15 protein-coding genes are annotated in these 16,258 nt (G+C 60.5%); 11 read left to right on the top strand and 4 right to left on the bottom strand.

Features of this window, described 5'->3' with window-relative positions; genetic code table 11:
- Positions 1-46: 46 nt before the first annotated feature.
- From gshA to tauD, 5 genes are all read left to right on the top strand, one after another.
- On the top strand, positions 47-1,630 hold the full coding sequence (gshA, locus tag AC3IX1_RS01195) for a glutamate--cysteine ligase (RefSeq protein ID WP_489386813.1): 1,584 nt from the start codon (positions 47-49) through the stop codon (positions 1,628-1,630).
- Positions 1,631-1,906: 276 nt separating this feature from the next.
- Positions 1,907-2,884: a taurine ABC transporter substrate-binding protein gene (gene tauA, locus AC3IX1_RS01190; RefSeq protein WP_489386812.1), complete on the top strand. Its 978-nt coding sequence runs from the start codon at positions 1,907-1,909 to the stop codon at positions 2,882-2,884.
- A gap of 15 nt (positions 2,885-2,899) precedes the next feature.
- Positions 2,900-3,694 carry a taurine ABC transporter ATP-binding subunit gene (gene tauB, locus AC3IX1_RS01185; RefSeq protein WP_489386811.1) on the top strand — a complete coding sequence of 265 codons (795 nt, stop codon included), beginning with the start codon at positions 2,900-2,902 and terminating at the stop codon, positions 3,692-3,694.
- On the top strand, positions 3,691-4,524 hold the full coding sequence (gene tauC, locus AC3IX1_RS01180; protein ID WP_489386810.1) for a taurine ABC transporter permease TauC: 834 nt from the start codon (positions 3,691-3,693) through the stop codon (positions 4,522-4,524). Before tauB ends, tauC begins: the two co-directional genes overlap by 4 nt.
- 135 nt (positions 4,525-4,659) lie before the next feature.
- Positions 4,660-5,502, top strand: coding sequence for a taurine dioxygenase (tauD, locus tag AC3IX1_RS01175; protein ID WP_489386809.1), 843 nt, complete (start codon positions 4,660-4,662; stop codon positions 5,500-5,502).
- Positions 5,503-5,661: 159 nt separating this feature from the next.
- Here the strand turns inward: tauD and mgrA are convergent, their stop codons facing one another.
- Together mgrA and AC3IX1_RS01165 are read right to left on the bottom strand one after the other, a co-directional pair.
- Complete coding sequence (gene mgrA, locus AC3IX1_RS01170; RefSeq protein ID WP_489386808.1) at positions 5,662-6,699, bottom strand: L-glyceraldehyde 3-phosphate reductase; 1,038 nt, start codon at positions 6,697-6,699, stop codon at positions 5,662-5,664.
- A 134-nt stretch (positions 6,700-6,833) separates the two neighbouring features.
- On the bottom strand, positions 6,834-7,724 hold the full coding sequence (locus tag AC3IX1_RS01165; protein ID WP_489386807.1) for a LysR family transcriptional regulator: 891 nt from the start codon (positions 7,722-7,724) through the stop codon (positions 6,834-6,836).
- Positions 7,725-7,844: 120 nt separating this feature from the next.
- On the opposite strand from AC3IX1_RS01165, the gene AC3IX1_RS01160 reads away from it, so the two are divergent.
- Together AC3IX1_RS01160 and AC3IX1_RS01155 are read left to right on the top strand one after the other, a co-directional pair.
- Positions 7,845-8,585 carry an SDR family oxidoreductase gene (locus AC3IX1_RS01160; RefSeq protein WP_489386806.1) on the top strand — a complete coding sequence of 247 codons (741 nt, stop codon included), beginning with the start codon at positions 7,845-7,847 and terminating at the stop codon, positions 8,583-8,585.
- Positions 8,586-8,650: 65 nt separating this feature from the next.
- Complete coding sequence (locus AC3IX1_RS01155) at positions 8,651-8,911, top strand: hypothetical protein (RefSeq protein WP_489386805.1); 261 nt, start codon at positions 8,651-8,653, stop codon at positions 8,909-8,911.
- 9 nt (positions 8,912-8,920) lie between these two features.
- Here AC3IX1_RS01155 and betT read toward each other — a convergent pair whose 3' ends face one another.
- Positions 8,921-10,882 (bottom strand): choline transporter BetT, encoded by a 1,962-nt coding sequence (betT, locus tag AC3IX1_RS01150; RefSeq protein WP_489388673.1) that lies wholly within the window; start codon positions 10,880-10,882, stop codon positions 8,921-8,923.
- 382 nt (positions 10,883-11,264) lie between these two features.
- On the bottom strand, positions 11,265-12,191 hold the full coding sequence (epsC, locus tag AC3IX1_RS01145) for a serine O-acetyltransferase EpsC (protein ID WP_489386804.1): 927 nt from the start codon (positions 12,189-12,191) through the stop codon (positions 11,265-11,267).
- Positions 12,192-12,381: 190 nt separating this feature from the next.
- Between epsC and AC3IX1_RS01140 the strand changes: the two genes are divergently transcribed.
- The 4 genes from AC3IX1_RS01140 to tcyN all read left to right on the top strand — a co-directional run bounded on the left by AC3IX1_RS01140 (position 12,382) and on the right by tcyN (position 15,970).
- A complete protein-coding gene (locus tag AC3IX1_RS01140) occupies positions 12,382-13,380 on the top strand; it encodes a D-cysteine desulfhydrase (RefSeq protein WP_489386803.1) in 999 nt (332 codons plus the stop codon).
- Positions 13,381-13,744: 364 nt separating this feature from the next.
- Positions 13,745-14,545, top strand: a complete 801-nt coding sequence (gene tcyJ, locus AC3IX1_RS01135) for a cystine ABC transporter substrate-binding protein (protein ID WP_489386802.1) — start codon at positions 13,745-13,747, stop codon at positions 14,543-14,545.
- Positions 14,545-15,210 carry a cystine ABC transporter permease gene (gene tcyL, locus AC3IX1_RS01130; protein WP_046040764.1) on the top strand — a complete coding sequence of 222 codons (666 nt, stop codon included), beginning with the start codon at positions 14,545-14,547 and terminating at the stop codon, positions 15,208-15,210. The genes tcyJ and tcyL overlap by 1 nt, the downstream gene beginning before the upstream one ends.
- Positions 15,211-15,214: 4 nt before the next feature.
- Positions 15,215-15,970 carry an L-cystine ABC transporter ATP-binding protein TcyN gene (gene tcyN, locus AC3IX1_RS01125; protein WP_056726934.1) on the top strand — a complete coding sequence of 252 codons (756 nt, stop codon included), beginning with the start codon at positions 15,215-15,217 and terminating at the stop codon, positions 15,968-15,970.
- Positions 15,971-16,258 lie beyond the last annotated feature (288 nt).

The raw sequence follows: 16,258 nt of genomic DNA, 5'->3' as shown, positions 1-16,258 counted from the left end.
TTGCCCACCCCCATATTGGGGCGACTGACGCGTGAAGGAATCCAACTTGAGCGAACTTCTCAACCGCCGCCTGGCTCTGCTCGGCGAGCGCGCTAACCTCTCTCTGCTCGAACAGTGCCTTCACGGCATCGAACGTGAATGCCTGCGCGTGACCGATGAAGGTCGCCTGGCGCAAACGCCGCACCCGGAAGCATTGGGTTCCGCGCTGACCAATGAACAGATCACCACCGACTACTCCGAGTCGCTGCTGGAGTTCATCACCCCGGCCCTGCCCGATCCTGCCGATACGCTGGCGAGCCTGGACAGCATTCACCGCTTTGCCTACAGCAAGCTCGGCAACGAGTACCTGTGGAGCCCATCGATGCCGTGCCCGTTGCCGGCCGAGGAAGACATCCCGATCGCCTATTACGGCACGTCCAATATCGGGCAACTCAAGTACGTCTACCGCAAGGGTCTGGCCCTGCGTTACGGCAAGACCATGCAATGCATTGCCGGCATCCATTACAACTTTTCCCTGCCGGAAAAACTCTGGCCGCTGCTCAAGCAGGCCGAAGGCTTTGTCGGCACCGACCGCGATTTCCAGTCGTCGTCCTACATCGCGCTGATCCGCAACTTCCGCCGCTACAGCTGGCTGCTGATGTACCTGTTCGGTGCCTCACCCGCACTGGACGCCGGCTTCCTGCGCGGTCGTTCGCACCAGTTGGAACAACTGGACCCGCATACCCTGTACCTGCCGTACGCCACCAGCCTGCGCATGAGCGACCTGGGTTACCAGAGCAACGCCCAGGCCGGCCTGACGCCGTGCTACAACGATCTGAACAGCTACACCGACAGCCTGCGCAAAGCGGTGGCCACGCCGTATGCACCGTACGTCGAAGTCGGCACCCACCAGGATGGCGAGTGGGTACAGCTCAACACCAACATCCTGCAGATCGAAAACGAGTACTACTCCAACATCCGCCCGAAACGCGTGACCTACACCGGTGAACGCCCTATCCAGGCACTGATGGCCCGTGGCATCCAGTACGTCGAAGTACGCTGCCTGGACATCAACCCGTTCCTGCCGATGGGCATCGACCTTACCGAGTCGCGCTTCCTCGATGCGTTCCTGCTGTACTGCGCGCTCAATGACAGCCCGCTGCTGACCAACACCAGTTGCGGCAACGCGACCTCGAACTTCCTCAGCGTGGTCAAGGAAGGTCGTCGCCCAGGCCTGCAACTGCAACGGGATGGCCAGCCGGTTGACCTGAAGGAATGGGCCGGCGAGCTGCTGGAAAAAATCGCTCCTCTGGCGGCGATGCTCGACCAGAGCCATGGCGGCAATGCCCACAGCAAAGCGCTGGACGCCCAGATGGCCAAGGTCCAGGACCCGTCCCTGACGCCGTCCGCCCAGGTCTTGGCGGCGATGGCCGAACACAAGGAAAGTTTCGCCCAGTTCTCCCTGCGCCAGAGCCAGGCCCATGCCGAGTTCTTCCGCAGCGAGCCGTTGCCGGCTGAGGAACAGGCGAAGTTTGAAGAGCGGGCGCGTTCGTCGCTGGCTCAGCAGGCTGAGCTGGAACAGAACGAAGTCGGTGATTTCGATGTGTTTGTCGGGGCGTACCAGGCGAGCATTCTGGCGATCAGCAACTAAGCAGCCAAAGTAGGTTCCCTGTGGCGAGGGGGCTTGCCCCCGTTCGGCTGCGAAGCAGTCGTAATGCAGGCGACTCGGTTTACACGAAATACTGCGGTGTCGGATCTGGGACTGCTGCGCAGTCCAACGGGGGCAAGCCCCCTCGCCACAATTCAGCGGTCGCTCCTCAATTTTCCCCTCATAAGCTAATTCGAAAAAGTTATTTATTTTCTAATTCTTAGATCATTTAGTCTCTTTCTCACGCCGACACTCGGTCGCCTGACAAGGAGCTTTCTGATGAAACTGACTTTCCCTCTACGCTTGCTGGCGGCCGCGTCCTTGGCTACCGCGAGCTTTTTTGCCCAGGCGGCCGACTTCACCGTCGCCTACCAGACCACCGTTGACCCGGCGAAAGTCGCCCAGGCTGACGGCGCTTACGAAAAGGCCACCAAGGCCGATATCAGCTGGCGTAAATTCGACAACGGTGCCGATATCATCGCCGCCATCGCCTCCGGCGACGTGCAGATCGGCTACCTCGGTTCCAGTCCCCTGACCGCCGCCATCACCCGTAAAGTGCCAGTGGAAACCTTCCTCATCGCCACCCAGATCGGCGCCGCCGAAGCCCTGGTCGCCCGCGACGGTTCCGGGATCAAGACCCCGCAAGACCTGATCGGCAAGAAGATCGCCGTGCCGTTTGTATCCACCGGCCACTACAGCCTGCTCGCCGCGCTGAAGCACTGGAACATCGACCCGTCGAAAGTCACCGTTCTCAACCTGGCTCCACCCGCGATCATTGCCGCGTGGAAACGCGGTGACATCGACGCCACGTACGTGTGGGATCCGGCCCTCGGTGTCGCCAAGGAAAGCGGCAAGGTACTGATCACCTCCGGCGAGCTGGCCAAGTTCGGCGCACCGACCTTCGATGCCTGGAGCGTGCGCAAGGATTTCGCCGAGAAGCACCCGGAAATCGTCACCGCGTTCGCCAAAGTGACCCTGGACGCCTACGCCGATTACCGCAAAGACCCGCAAGCCTGGCTCGCCAACCAGGGCAACGTCGACAAGCTGGTAAAACTGTCTGGCGCCAAGGCCAGCGACATTCCGCTGCTGCTGCAAGGCAACGTCTACCCGCTGGCGGCTGATCAGGTGCTCACCCTCGGCGCGCCGACTACCAAAGCCATCACCGACACCGCGGCGTTTCTCAAGGAACAAGGCAAGGTCGAGGCGGTACTGCCGGACTACGCGCCGTACGTCAGCGCCAAGTTCATCACCAACTGATCGGGAGTCAATGCGATGGCATTGCTTCAGCTGGAGCGCATCAGCGCACAGTACCCCGGCAACCCGGAACCGGTGTTGGCGGATATCTCCCTGAGCCTGGGGCCCCGGCAATTGCTGGTCGCCCTCGGCCCGTCCGGCAGTGGCAAGACTTCGCTGTTGAACCTGATTGCCGGTTTCGTCGAACCCAGCGCCGGGCGCATCACCCTCGATGGCGTGCCTGTCAAAGGCCCGAGCGCCGAGCGCGGCGTGGTATTCCAGGACGACGCGCTGCTGCCGTGGCAAGACGTGCTGGCCAACGTCGGCTTCGGCCTGGAGCTGGCCGGTGTCGCCCGGGACAAACGCGAAGCACGCGCCCGGGAAATGCTCGCCCTGGTCGACCTTTCCGGTTTTGAACAGCGCCGCATCTGGCAGCTTTCGGGCGGCCAGAAGCAGCGTGTCGGCCTGGCCCGCGCCCTCGCCGCCGACCCGCGCGTATTGCTGATGGACGAACCTTTCGGCGCCCTCGACGCCTTCACCCGCGAGCAGATGCAGGAGCTGTTGCTGCAAGTCTGGCAACGCACCGCCAAACCGGTGTTCCTGATTACCCATGACATCGAAGAAGCCGTGTTCCTCGCCACCGACCTGATTCTGTTGGCGCCCAATCCGGGGCAAATCGTCGAGCGCCTGAACCTCGATTTCGGTCAGCGTTATGCCGCCGGTGAGTCGGCTCGCTCGATCAAGTCCGACCCGCGTTTTATCGAAACCCGCGAACACGTACTCGCCAAAGTGTTCTCCCAACGCAGCGCCGCCCAGCGGCAGGAGCGCGTATGAGCAGCTACGAAATTCCCGTCGCGGCGATAACGCCAGGCTCAGCCGTGATTCCGGCAAGCCGCCGTTTGAGCACTCGCTGGATCAGTGTGCTGACACTGGTTGTTCTCGTTGCTATTTGGTGGGCCGTGACGGCAACCGGCTTGATTGAGCCGCTGTTCCTGCCGCCGCCCTCCGCCGTGCTGCAAAAAGGCTGGCTGCTGGCGACCTCGGGTTACATGGATTCAACCCTGTGGCAGCACCTCGGCGCGAGTCTGAGCCGCATCGGCCTGGGCCTCGGCTTTGCGATTCTCACCGCCGTGCCGGTGGGAATCGCCATCGGCGCCAACCGTATCGCCCGTGGTGTGCTCGACCCGCTGATCGAGTTCTACCGGCCGATTCCGCCGTTGGCTTATCTGCCGCTGATCGTGATCTGGTGCGGCATCGGTGAATTGTCGAAAGTGCTGCTGATCTACCTGGCGATCTTCGCCCCGATTGCCATCGCCACCGCCACCGGTGTGCGCACCGTCGACCCTGCCAAATTGCGTGCCGCGCAGTCGCTGGGCGCAACGCGCGTGCAGTTGATTCGCCACGTCATTTTGCCGAGTGCCTTGCCGGACATTCTGACCGGTGTGCGCATTGGCCTGGGCGTGGGTTGGTCGACGCTGGTCGCCGCCGAATTGATCGCCGCCACCAGCGGCCTGGGTTTCATGGTGCAGTCGGCCGCGCAATTTCTGGTCACCGATGTGGTGGTGCTGGGGATTCTGGTGATCGCGCTGATCGCCTTCGCCATGGAAATGGGCCTGCGTACCCTGCAACGCAAACTGGTGCCGTGGCATGGCCAGGCCCACTGAATATGAACAACCCTGTAGGAGCGAGCCTGCTCGCGATAGCGGTACATCAGTCAAAGCCATATTGACTGACACACTGCAATCGCGAGCAGGCTCACTCCTACAAAAAGCACGGCCTCCGAATTGAAGAGAACCACCATGAGCCACCTGACCATCGTCCCCCTAAGCTCCGCCCTCGGCGCGCAAATCAGTGGCATCGACATCAGCCAGCCGCTGAACCTGGAGCAGCGCGATGCCATTGAGCAGGCCTTGCTCAAGCATCAGGTCCTGCTCTTCCGCGACCAACCGATCACGCCACAGCAACAGGCGCGATTCGCCGCGAACTTCGGTGACCTGCACATTCACCCGATCTACCCGAATGTGCCTGAGCAACCCGAAGTGCTGATCCTCGACACCGCCGTCACCGACGTGCGCGATAACGCGATCTGGCACACCGACGTCACCTTCCTGCCGACCCCCGCCATGGGCGCGGTGCTCAGTGCCAAGCTGCTGCCGGAGTTTGGCGGCGACACGTTGTGGGCCAGCGGGATTGCCGCGTATGAAGCCCTGTCGGCGCCGCTGAAAACCTTGCTCGAAGGCCTGACCGCCACCCACGATTTCACCCGTTCGTTTCCGCTGGAGCGCTACGGCAACACGCCCGAGGCGCTGGCCCAATGGGAAGAAGCGCGGCGCAAGAACCCGCCGCTGTCGCATCCGGTGATCCGCACGCACCCAGTGAGCGGGCGCCGCTCGCTGTTCGTCAACGAAGGCTTCACTTCGAAGATCAACGAGTTGTCGGAAACCGAGAGCGAGGCGATTCTGAAGTTCCTGTTCGCCCATTCAACGCGGCCGGAATTCACCATTCGCTGGCGCTGGCAGCAGGACGACATTGCGTTCTGGGACAACCGCGTGACCCAGCATTACGCGGTGGACGATTACCGTCCGGCGCGGCGGGTGATGCAGCGGGCGACGGTGTTGGGGGATGTGCCTTTCTTTCGCTGAACCCTGAAATCTTTGCTGTCAGGACTGGCCTCATCGCGGGCAAGCCCGCTCCCACAGGTTCAGCTGTGTTCACAGATTTTGTGTACGACACGGACACTGTGGGAGCGGGCTTGCCCGCGATGAGGCCGGAACAGACACCAGAAATCCAATGCCGATCACTTATTCAGCCGTCGAAGGCTTCTCCCAAAGATTGATCCCGCCCTCCTGGGCAAACCGGTCAATCTCCGCCAATTCCTCTGCACTGAAGCTCAAATTCTTCAACGCCCCGACATTCTCGATGATCTGCTCCGGCCGGCTCGCGCCAATCAATGCCGAAGTGACCCGAGGATCGCGCAGGGTCCAGGCCAGTGCCAGTTGTGCCAGGCTCTGGCCACGACGCCTGGCGATTTCGTTGAGTGCCCGCACCTGGGCAATGTTGGCCTCGGACAAATGCGATGCCTGCAACGAACCACCGCCCGGACGGTTGACCCGCGCATCCGCCGGCACACCGTTGAGGTATTTGTCGGTCAGCAAGCCCTGGGCCAGCGGCGTGAAAGCAATCACGCCGGTGCCGAGTTCATCAGTGGTGTCCAGCAGGTCTTTTTCCACCCAGCGATTGAACAGGTTGTAGGCTGGCTGGTGAATCAGCAGCGGCACTTTCCACTCTTTGAGCAACGCCGCCATTTCGCGGGTTTTCACCCCGGAGTACGAAGAGATACCGATGTACAACGCCTTGCCCTGCTGCACCGCCGTGGCGAGTGCGCTGGCGGTTTCTTCCAGTGGAGTGTCCGGATCGAAACGGTGGGAGTAAAAGATGTCGACGTAGTCCACACCAAGGCGTTGCAGGCTCTGGTCGAGGCTGGCCAGCACGTACTTGCGCGAACCGCCGCCCTGACCGTATGGACCGGGCCACATGTCCCAACCGGCCTTGCTGGAAATAATCAGCTCGTCGCGGTACCGCTTGAAGTCTTCACGCAGTAAACGGCCGAAGTTGATCTCGGCGCTGCCATACGGCGGGCCGTAGTTGTTGGCCAGGTCGAAATGGTTGATGCCCAGGTCGAACGCCGTGCGCAACAACGCGCGCTGGGTATCGATCGGCGTGCTGTCGCCGAAGTTGTGCCACAGGCCCAACGACAGCGCCGGCAGCACCAGGCCGCTGCGGCCCACGCGGCGGTAGGGGATGGAGTCGTAGCGGTTTTCGGCAGCGGTGTACGTCATCGAATCCTCTCTTGTCGGTCTTGAATCTGGTATCGACTGCTTCGCCAGTCGCCCAGCATACGCCCGGACAAACGCCAGAAAACCCCTGATTCGACTAATTGCTGAAACGTTTCACGTATTTCCCCGCCAACAAGCTACCGTGCCCCCGCAAACACCTCTCCCAACCAGTCCACAAACACCCGGACCCTGGGCGACATGTGTCGGTTGTGCGGGTACAACACCGATACCGGCATTGATGGCGGAGGGGTGTCGACGAGGACTTCCTGCACCAGGCCTTGGGAAATCTGCGTTTGCATTCGGTAGTGCGGGCACTGGATCAGGCCCAGCCCGGCAATCGCCGAGGCGGCGTAGATTTCTGCGCCGAACACCGAGACCGCACCGTCGATGGCCACTTCCTTGAGTTCACCGTCCACCATGAATTCAAACGGGAACAACTTGGCCGTCGTGCGCGAAACGTAGTTCACCGCACGGTGCCGGCTCAGGTCGGCAAGGCTTTTCGGTTCGCCGTATTTGCGCAAATAGGCGGGGCTGGCGCAGGTGATCTGACGCAGGTTGGCGACACGTTTGCCGATCAGCGTGGAGTCACCCAATGTTCCCGCCCGCAACACGCAATCGATACCTTCGGTGATCAGGTCGACCTGGCGGTCAGCCTCGCTGATGGACAGCTCGATGTCGGGATAACGCGCCATGAATTGCGGCAACGCCGGGATCACGAAGTGCTTGGCCAATGTCCCGTGCAAGTCCACCCGCAGCCGCCCCTTCGGGGCCACACCGCGAAACGCCAATTGCGCCTCTTCCAGCTCTGCCAGCAGTTGCACGCAACGCAGGTAGTACGCCTCGCCATCCAGCGTCGGGCGCACTTTACGCGTGCTGCGTTCCAACAAACGCGTACCCAGCCAGGCCTCGAACTGATTCAGCGTGTGGGTCAGCGTCGCGCGTGGCAGGTTCAGGTCATCGGCCGCCTGCGTGAAGCTGCTGCGCTCGTAGATCCGCACAAAAACCTTCATCGCTTTGACTTGGTCCACAGCTCACTCCAGGCACTCGATTGTTGGCGATTATTGAACAGTCAAGGCAACTCTCGTGCATTTATCGACCTGAGTAAACATGTGAAATTGGCTTCACACCCCATCAACAGGACCACCAACATGACTCATCAAACTCAGAAAGTTGCCATCGTGACTGGCGCTTCCCGCGGTATAGGCGCAGTCATCGCCAAACAACTGGCCAGCGAAGGTTTCGCCGTTGCCATCAACTACGCCAGCAGCGCCACCGAAGCCTCGAGACTGGTGGTGGAGCTGCGTCAGGCCGGTCACCAGGCCATAGCGATCAAGGCCGATGTGGCCAATGCCGACGACGTGCGCCGGATGTTCGACGAGGTTGAAACCCAGTTCGGCAAGGTCGATGTTTTGGTGAACAACGCCGGCATCCTCAAGGTCCTGCCGTTGGCGCAACACAGCGACGAACTGTTCGAGCAGAACTTCAACATCCACGCTCGCGGTACCTTCAATACCCTGCGTGAAGCGGCGACCCGCCTGAACAGCGGTGGCCGGATCATCAACTTCTCCAGCAGCACCGTCGGCATGAACCTGCCGGGTTACGCGGTGTACATCGCCAGCAAAGCGGCAGTGGAATCCCTGACCCAGGTGTTCGCCAAGGAAATGCGCGGGCGCAACGTCACCGTCAATGCGGTGGCTCCCGGGCCGGTGGCGACTGAGTTGTTTTTGCACGGCAAGAGTGAGGAGCAGATTCAGAATTTCGCGAAGATGGCGCCACTAGAGCGCCTGGGACAGCCGGAGGACATTGCCCGAGTCGTGTCCTTCCTCGCCGGACCGGATTCGGCGTGGGTCAATGGGCAGGTTTTGCGGGTCAATGGTGGGTTGGTTTAACTATGCTCAGACAGACACCGCGATAGCGGCTTGTCAGGCAAAAAAATCCATGGGAAGCACACACCATGCACACCACCATCATCATCACCTTCGGCCTGATCCTCCTGGCGCTGATGCTCTACGTCGGCGAGAAAATCGGCTTCACCCGCCAGACCCTGGCCTACAGTTTTATCCTGCTTTGGCTGGCGCTGACGCTGATCAATGGCGCAGTCGGCATAGTGCATGCCGGCCAGCCATTGAGCACCGAACTGGTGGTCGGCAGCGCCGTGTTCGGTGTCCCGGTGGCGGCGCTGGTGTTGTTCATGGTGTTGACCACCGAAACGTGAAGGCCTTGATCAACGCACCAGATGCAGGAACTGCATGTGCCGTTCGTACTGGTCGAGGATGTCGTTGATGATCTGCTCCTTGGTGTAGCCCACCAGATCGTAATCCTGACTGCCCTCGCTCAAATGCACTTCGGCCCGGTAATAGCGGCGATTATTGAGTTGCTTGGAACCCATGCCGCCACGGGCAAACGACGGCGTGAAGTAACCGCGCATCTGCACCTGATAAACGAACGGATGCTGGTCGCCGTGGCCGATTTCCAGGCTGACGCTGTCATTGGCCGGGTCCGGGTGTGTCGCTACGTGCAAACCCTTTTCGATGAACACGGCGGATACTTCTTCGATCGCCGGACGCACCGTCGTATCGAGGAAGCGATAGACCTCATCCCGCGAAGGGAAATGCACGGCCTGGCTCAAACGCTGACGCCAGCCGCCCTTGCCACGCCGGGATCCCGAGACCGGTGCCAGTGAGTGCATCTGCGCAATCTGCTTCTGCGATTCCAGATAAAACGCCTTGTGCAGCCCCCACATCATCAACAGCAAGATCAGCGAGAACGGCAGCGAGGTCAGGACCACCGCCGACTTCAACGCATCGATGCTGCCGGAAAACAGCAGCGCGCTGGTCACCAGTGCGGTCATCGCGCCCCAGAACACTCGCAGCCATTTCGGCCCGTCTTCATCCGGGTTGCCGCCCTTGGCGGACAGCGTCGACAGCACCACGGTGCCGGAGTCGGCGGAGGTGACGAAGAACACGAAGCTGATGAACACCGTGACCGCGATGACGGTTTTGCTCCACGGGTAGGTTTCCAGCAGCAGATAGAGCGTCATCGACGGGTTGTCGATGGCCGACATGCCGAGCGCGCTCATGCCGTGGTTGAGCACTTGATCAATGGCGCTGTTGCCGAAAATCGACATCCACGCCAGGGTGAAGCCGAGCGGAATCAGCAGCACGCCGAAGACGAATTCACGAATGGTGCGGCCACGGGAAATCCGTGCGATGAACAGGCCCACGAACGGCGACCATGCAATCCACCAGGCCCAGTAGAACACCGTCCAGCCGCCCAGCCAGTCGCTGGGTTTATCGTAGGCATAAAGGTCGAAGCTCTTCATCGGCAAGGCGCCGAGGTAATCGCCGAGGTTCTGGATCAAGGTGTTGAGCAAGTGCTGCGTGGGGCCGGCGAACAACACGAATAGCAGCAGCGCGCAGGCCAGCAGCATGTTGATGTCGGACATGACCCGCACGCCCTTGTCGACGCCGGAGACCGCAACGATGATCGCAGCGCCCATCATCAAGGTGATCAGGCCAACCTGAATCCATTGGGTATGGGCGATGCCGAACAGGTAGTCCAGGCCCGAGTTGAGGTGCAACACACCGAAGCCCATGTCGGCGCCGAGGCCGAACACCGTGGCGATGATGCCGAAACCGTCCACTGCGTAACCGATGGGGCCATTGATACGCTTGCCGATCAGCGGATACAGCGCCGAACGCAGGGCCAGTGGCAGGTTATGCCGGTAGGCAAAGTAGGCCAGCGCCATGCCGACAAAGGCGAACACACCCCAGCCATGCAGTCCCCAGTGCAGAAACAGAATCTGCATCGCCTGGCGCGCCGCATCCGCCGTACCGGCCTCGCCCTGGGGCGGTTGCAGCATGTGGGTCAGCGGCTCGGACACGCAAAAGAAAAACAGGGTGATGCTGATCCCGGCGGCGAACAGCATGCCTGCCCAGGACAGGTAACTGAATTCGGGCTCGTCGTGGTCTGCACCGAGCTTGATCTTGCCGTAGCCGGACAAGGCGGTGACCACCACAAAGACCAGATACAGGGTCATCGCCAGCAGGTAATACCAGCCAACCGTGTTGGCCGCCCAGTTTTGCGCCGCCAGCAACCAGGCACCGGCCTGCTCGGGCATGGCGATGACAACGACACCAAACAACAGGATGAAACTCGCCGAGAACCAGAACACCGGCGGATTCATGCGGATCAGGCCGCTTGGAGGGATGGACGATGCACTCATGTTCGGTGCACCTCGAAGGGGTAAAACGTGGCTGTAGAAATCGGACTCAGCAAAGGCAAGCCTCCTGTTGTGAGCGGGCAGCGAACCGCCGGTTTAACTTGAATGAACGTTCAAGTTAAACATGGATAGGGGGCTAAGGACTAATCGCAGGGCTCGGCGGTGGTGTTCTTACGCTAGCTCAAGGAAGAGGTGTGGCGAGGGGGCTTGCCCCCGTCGGGTCACGAAGTGGCCCCAAAACCTGTGATCAGGTTATTCCAGACACACCGCGTTGACTGGATTTGCGGCTGCTACGCAACCGAACGGGGGCAAGCCCCCTCGCCACAGGTTTCAAGCAACAACTGGCCTACTTCTGCGCCCCATCATCATGCTGCAGATTCGCCTGGGTCAGGTTGCTACCCGCCGGCACGCTGCGGGTCAGCCAGACGTTGCCGCCAATGGTCGAGCCCTGACCGATGGTGATCCGCCCGAGAATCGTCGCCCCGGCATAAATCACTACGTCATCCTCGACAATCGGATGCCGTGGCTGGCCTTTCTGCAACTGACCGTCTTCGTCCGCCGGGAAGCGCTTGGCGCCCAAGGTCACCGCCTGATAGATCCGCACGCGCTCGCCGATGATCGCGGTTTCGCCAATCACCACACCCGTCCCGTGGTCGATGAAGAAACTGCGGCCGATCTGCGCACCGGGGTGAATGTCGATGCCGGTGGCCGAGTGAGCGATTTCCGCGCTGATCCGCGCCAGCAGCGGCAACCCGGCGCGATATAAATGGTGGGCCAGACGATGGTGAATCACCGCCAGAATCCCCGGATAGCACAGCAACACTTCATCGACACTGCGGGCCGCCGGGTCACCGTGATAGGCGGCCAATACGTCGGTGTCCAACAGGCTGCGCAACCCCGGCAAGGCAAGGGCAAAGTCCTGAATGATCTGGATGGTTTTGGCTTCGACTTCAGTCTCGGCCTGGGCACTGTGGCGAGCGGCGTAGCGCAATTCGAGTCGCGCCTGGGCCAACAGTGCATTCAGCGCCACATCCAGGGTATGGCCGACGTAAAAGTCTTCACTCTCTTCGCGCAGGTCAACCGGCCCCAGGCGCATCGGGAACAACGCACCGCACAGGGCTTCGAGAATGTCCGCCATGGCTGCGCGAGAAGGCAATTCACGACCGCCCTGCTCGCCGGTGGCCCGGCCGTTTTGTGCACGCCACTGTTCACGTGCCGTGCGCAGCTGGCTGACGATGGTCTGCAATTGCCAATGGCTGGAACGCTCACTCACGGTAAAAACTCCTCACGGGCGGCCGGACTGTCTGGCCGCACTGACGGCGATTACTTTACGGCAAGGGTTGCGAGGCAAATTAAGAACCAATAGTGCTGTGCTCATTTCGATTGGCTATAAGCGATTGACGGTTGCCCCAACTTTTTGGCGTGCCTATAGTCCTGAGATCTTCAACCGCCAGTACGGACCCATGATCAAACAACAGCTCGCCCGCTTTAACCGCCTCGACCTGCTCGGTCAGCCCACCGCCCTGGAAAAACTCGAACGCCTGTCGACCTGGCTGGGCCGCGACCTGTACGTCAAGCGCGATGACCTGACACCGCTGGCGATGGGCGGCAACAAGCTGCGCAAACTCGAATACCTGGCCGCCGATGCCTTGGCCCAGGGTGCCGACACCTTGATCACCGCCGGCGCGCTGCAATCGAACCATGTGCGCCAGACAGCCGCCATCGCCGCAAAGTTGGGGCTGGGCTGCGTAGCCCTGCTGGAAAATCCTCTCGGCACTGACGACAGCAATTACACCGGCAACGGCAACCGGCTGCTGCTCGACCTGTTCGATGCCAAGGTCGAATTGGTGGAAAACCTCGACAACGCCGACGAGCAACTGCAAGCCCTGGCCAACCGACTGCGCAGCAACGGCAAGAAGCCGTACCTGGTGCCGATCGGTGGTTCCAATGCCTTGGGCGCCCTGGGCTACGTGCGCGCCGGACTGGAACTGGCCGAGCAGATCAAGGACACCGGCCTGAAGTTCGCCGCCGTGGTCCTGGCCTCGGGCAGCGCCGGTACCCACAGCGGTCTGGCATTGGCCTTGAGTGAAGCACTGCCGGATCTGCCAGTAATCGGCGTGACGGTTTCGCGCAGCGATGAAGATCAGCGGCCAAAGGTTCAAGGCCTGGCCGAACGCACGGCCGAGTTGCTGGGCGTGAATCTGCCGGAGGCTTTCAAGGTCGAGTTGTGGGACGAGTATTTCGCCCCGCGTTATGGCGAGCCGAATGCCGGCACACTGGCGGCGGTGAAGCTGCTGGCGAGTCAGGAAGGCTTGCTGCTGGACCCGGTCTACACTGGCAAGGCCATGGCGGGGTTGCTGGACGGGATCGGACGTCAGCGTTTTGATGAGGGTCCGATTATCTTCCTGCACACCGGTGGGGCTCCGGCGTTGTTTGCCTATAAGGATTATCTGACAGGTTGATGCACCCGTATGGGATGGGGCATGTCTGTGGCGAGGGGGCTTGCCCCCGTTCGGCTGCGAAGCAGCCGCAAATCCAGCCAACGCAGTGTGTCTGGAATAACCGGATCACAGGTTTTGGGGCCACTTCGTGACCCAGCGGGGGCAGGCCCCCTCGCCACAATGGATCGCATGCATATTCATTTAACGCATAAGAAATAGAATATTTATTATTTTCCTATCTAACGACAGCGTCTTATATTCACATCGCAGGCGAATTTGCAGCGAGACGCATAAGCTGCTTTAGGGCAGGATATCGCAGTCGTCCAAATCCCGAATTTGCCAACTTTCCTAAAGCGTCTTCCATAAGAAAACACAGGGGCTTGTCATGAATTTTTCCGCACTACGTCGCAATCTGCTGGTGGGTTCGCTGGGCCTGGCACTGAGCGCCGGCCTGATTGGCCAGGCGGTTGCCGGTGAGCAACTGCAACAAATCAAGGACAAAGGCGTAATCAACGTCGGCCTGGAAGGCACTTACCCACCGTTCAGTTTCGTCGACGCCGACGGCAAGCTGACCGGCTTCGAAGTCGAGTTCTCCGAAGCCCTGGCCAAAGAGCTGGGCGTGAAGGTCAAGCTGCAACCAACTAAATGGGACGGCATCCTCGCGGCCCTGGAATCCAAGCGTCTGGACGCGGTGATCAACCAGGTGACCATCTCCGAAGAGCGCAAGAAAAAGTATGACTTCTCCGAGCCGTACACCGTTTCCGGGATTCAGGCGCTGGTGCTGACCAAGAAAGCCGCTGAGCTGAACATCAAGTCCGCTGCCGATCTGGGTGGCAAGAAAGTCGGCGTGGGCCTGGGCACCAACTACGAACAGTGGGTCAAAGCCAACGTGCCGACTGCTGACATCCGCACCTACGAAGATGATCCGACCAAGTTCCAGGACCTGCGTGTCGGCCGTATCGACGCCATTCTGATCGACCGCCTGGCCGCGCTTGAATATGCCAAGAAAGCCAAGGACACCACCGCCGCCGGTGATGCGTTCTCCCGTCAGGAAGCCGGTATTGCCCTGCGCAAAGGCGAGCCTGAACTGCTGGCCGCGGTGAACAAGGCAATCGATAAGCTGCGCGCCGATGGCACCCTGAAAAAGCTCTCGGAAAAATACTTCAACGCTGACGTCACTCAATAATGGGAGAAGCTTTCCAACTCGCACTGGACTCCGCGCCCTTTCTGCTCAAGGGCGCGTATTACACGGTCATCCTCAGCCTGGGCGGGATGTTCTTCGGCCTGGTGATGGGGTTCGGTCTGGCGCTGATGCGCCTGTCGCGCTTCAAACTGGTGAGCTGGATCGCCCGCATCTACGTGTCGTTCTTTCGCGGCACGCCGTTGCTGGTGCAACTGTTCGTGATCTATTACGGCTTGCCGCAATTGGGTCTGGAACTGGATCCGCTGCCAGCGGCCCTGATTGGTTTCTCGCTGAACATGGCCGCCTACGCCTGTGAAATCCTGCGTGCCGCGATCAGTTCCATCGAACGCGGCCAGTGGGAAGCGGCTGCCAGTATCGGCATGACCCGAGCGCAGACCCTGCGCCGGGCCATCCTGCCGCAGGCGATGCGCACCGCATTGCCGCCGCTGGGCAACAGCTTCATTTCGCTGGTCAAGGACACCGCGCTGGCCGCAACCATCCAGGTGCCGGAACTGTTCCGTCAGGCGCAGCTGATCACCGCCCGCACCTTCGAAATCTTCACCATGTATCTTGCCGCCGCACTGATCTACTGGGTCCTGGCCACGGTGCTTTCGCACCTGCAGAACCAGTTGGAAGCGCGGGTCAATCGGCACGACCAGGAGTCCTGACCCGATGATTGTCGTGGAAAAACTGACAAAGCAGTTCAAGGGTCAAGTCGTGCTCAACGGCATCGATCTTGAGGTCAAGGAAGGCGAGGTGGTCGCGATCATCGGCCCTAGCGGTTCGGGCAAGACCACCTTCCTGCGCTGCCTGAATTTTCTGGAAGAACCCACCAGCGGCCGGATCAAGGTCGGTGATATCGAAGTCGATACCAGCCGCCCCCTGAACCAGCAGCAAAGCCTGGTGCGGCGCTTGCGCCAGCACGTAGGTTTCGTGTTCCAGAACTTCAACCTGTTCCCCCATCGCACCGCTCTGGAAAACGTTATCGAAGGCCCGATCATCGTCAAGAAGATCGCGCACGCCGATGCCGTTGCCCTGGGTAAAAAGCTGTTGGCCAAGGTTGGCCTGGCGGGCAAGGAAGACGCCTACCCGCGTCGCCTCTCCGGTGGTCAGCAACAGCGCGTGGCGATAGCCCGCGCGTTGGCGATGGAGCCGGAAGTGATCCTGTTCGATGAGCCGACCTCAGCGCTCGACCCGGAGCTGGTGGGCGAGGTATTGGCGACCATCCGCGGCCTGGCCGAAGAGAATCGCACCATGGTGATCGTCACCCACGAAATGGGCTTCGCCCGGGACGTGGCCAATCGCGTGGTGTTTTTCGACAAGGGCGTGATTGTCGAGCAAGGCGAAGCCAAGGCGTTGTTTGCCAACCCGAAAGAAGAGCGGACAAAACAGTTTCTCAGCAAGTTCCTGAACAACAGCCACAACTAACAACCCTGCCCAACAATAGTCACCTTCCATGGATGGAAGTGACACCCCGCAAAAAAATACTTCATCAATACCAAACTAATTCCATCCATTCGACATACATATTTTGTACGCGCGCGCGGTACATATGTATGCATCGCAACAATTAAATCCCATCTCCCCGTCAGGTTCCTTTCGCAGATTCTGGCCGACCACGCGCGCCAAGCAGCCCACTTATAGCCACTTGCAGCGGACAAATTCGACACGCCGGCATGGTTTACTTACTTAGCGCCGTAGGAACTTTCTGAATAA

Source organism: Pseudomonas sp. KH_046_2 (genome assembly GCF_057838985.1).
The sequence above is the reverse complement of the archived record's forward strand: the minus strand, read 5'-3'. Positions and strand labels throughout refer to the sequence as shown.

Bases quoted from the DNA above. Each gene is read 5' to 3' on its own strand.
- tauA (WP_489386812.1), top strand. From the start codon at position 1,907: ATGAAACTGACTTTCCCTCTACGCTTGCTGGCGGCCGCGTCCTTGGCT.
- tauB (WP_489386811.1), top strand. From the start codon at position 2,900: ATGGCATTGCTTCAGCTGGAGCGCATCAGCGCACAGTACCCCGGCAAC.
- tauC (WP_489386810.1), top strand. From the start codon at position 3,691: ATGAGCAGCTACGAAATTCCCGTCGCGGCGATAACGCCAGGCTCAGCC.
- tauD (WP_489386809.1), top strand. From the start codon at position 4,660: ATGAGCCACCTGACCATCGTCCCCCTAAGCTCCGCCCTCGGCGCGCAA.
- mgrA (WP_489386808.1), bottom strand. From the start codon at position 6,699: ATGACGTACACCGCTGCCGAAAACCGCTACGACTCCATCCCCTACCGC.
- AC3IX1_RS01160 (WP_489386806.1), top strand. From the start codon at position 7,845: ATGACTCATCAAACTCAGAAAGTTGCCATCGTGACTGGCGCTTCCCGC.
- AC3IX1_RS01155 (WP_489386805.1), top strand. From the start codon at position 8,651: ATGCACACCACCATCATCATCACCTTCGGCCTGATCCTCCTGGCGCTG.
- betT (WP_489388673.1), bottom strand. From the start codon at position 10,882: ATGAATCCGCCGGTGTTCTGGTTCTCGGCGAGTTTCATCCTGTTGTTT.
- AC3IX1_RS01140 (WP_489386803.1), top strand. From the start codon at position 12,382: ATGATCAAACAACAGCTCGCCCGCTTTAACCGCCTCGACCTGCTCGGT.
- tcyJ (WP_489386802.1), top strand. From the start codon at position 13,745: ATGAATTTTTCCGCACTACGTCGCAATCTGCTGGTGGGTTCGCTGGGC.
- tcyL (WP_046040764.1), top strand. From the start codon at position 14,545: ATGGGAGAAGCTTTCCAACTCGCACTGGACTCCGCGCCCTTTCTGCTC.
- tcyN (WP_056726934.1), top strand. From the start codon at position 15,215: ATGATTGTCGTGGAAAAACTGACAAAGCAGTTCAAGGGTCAAGTCGTG.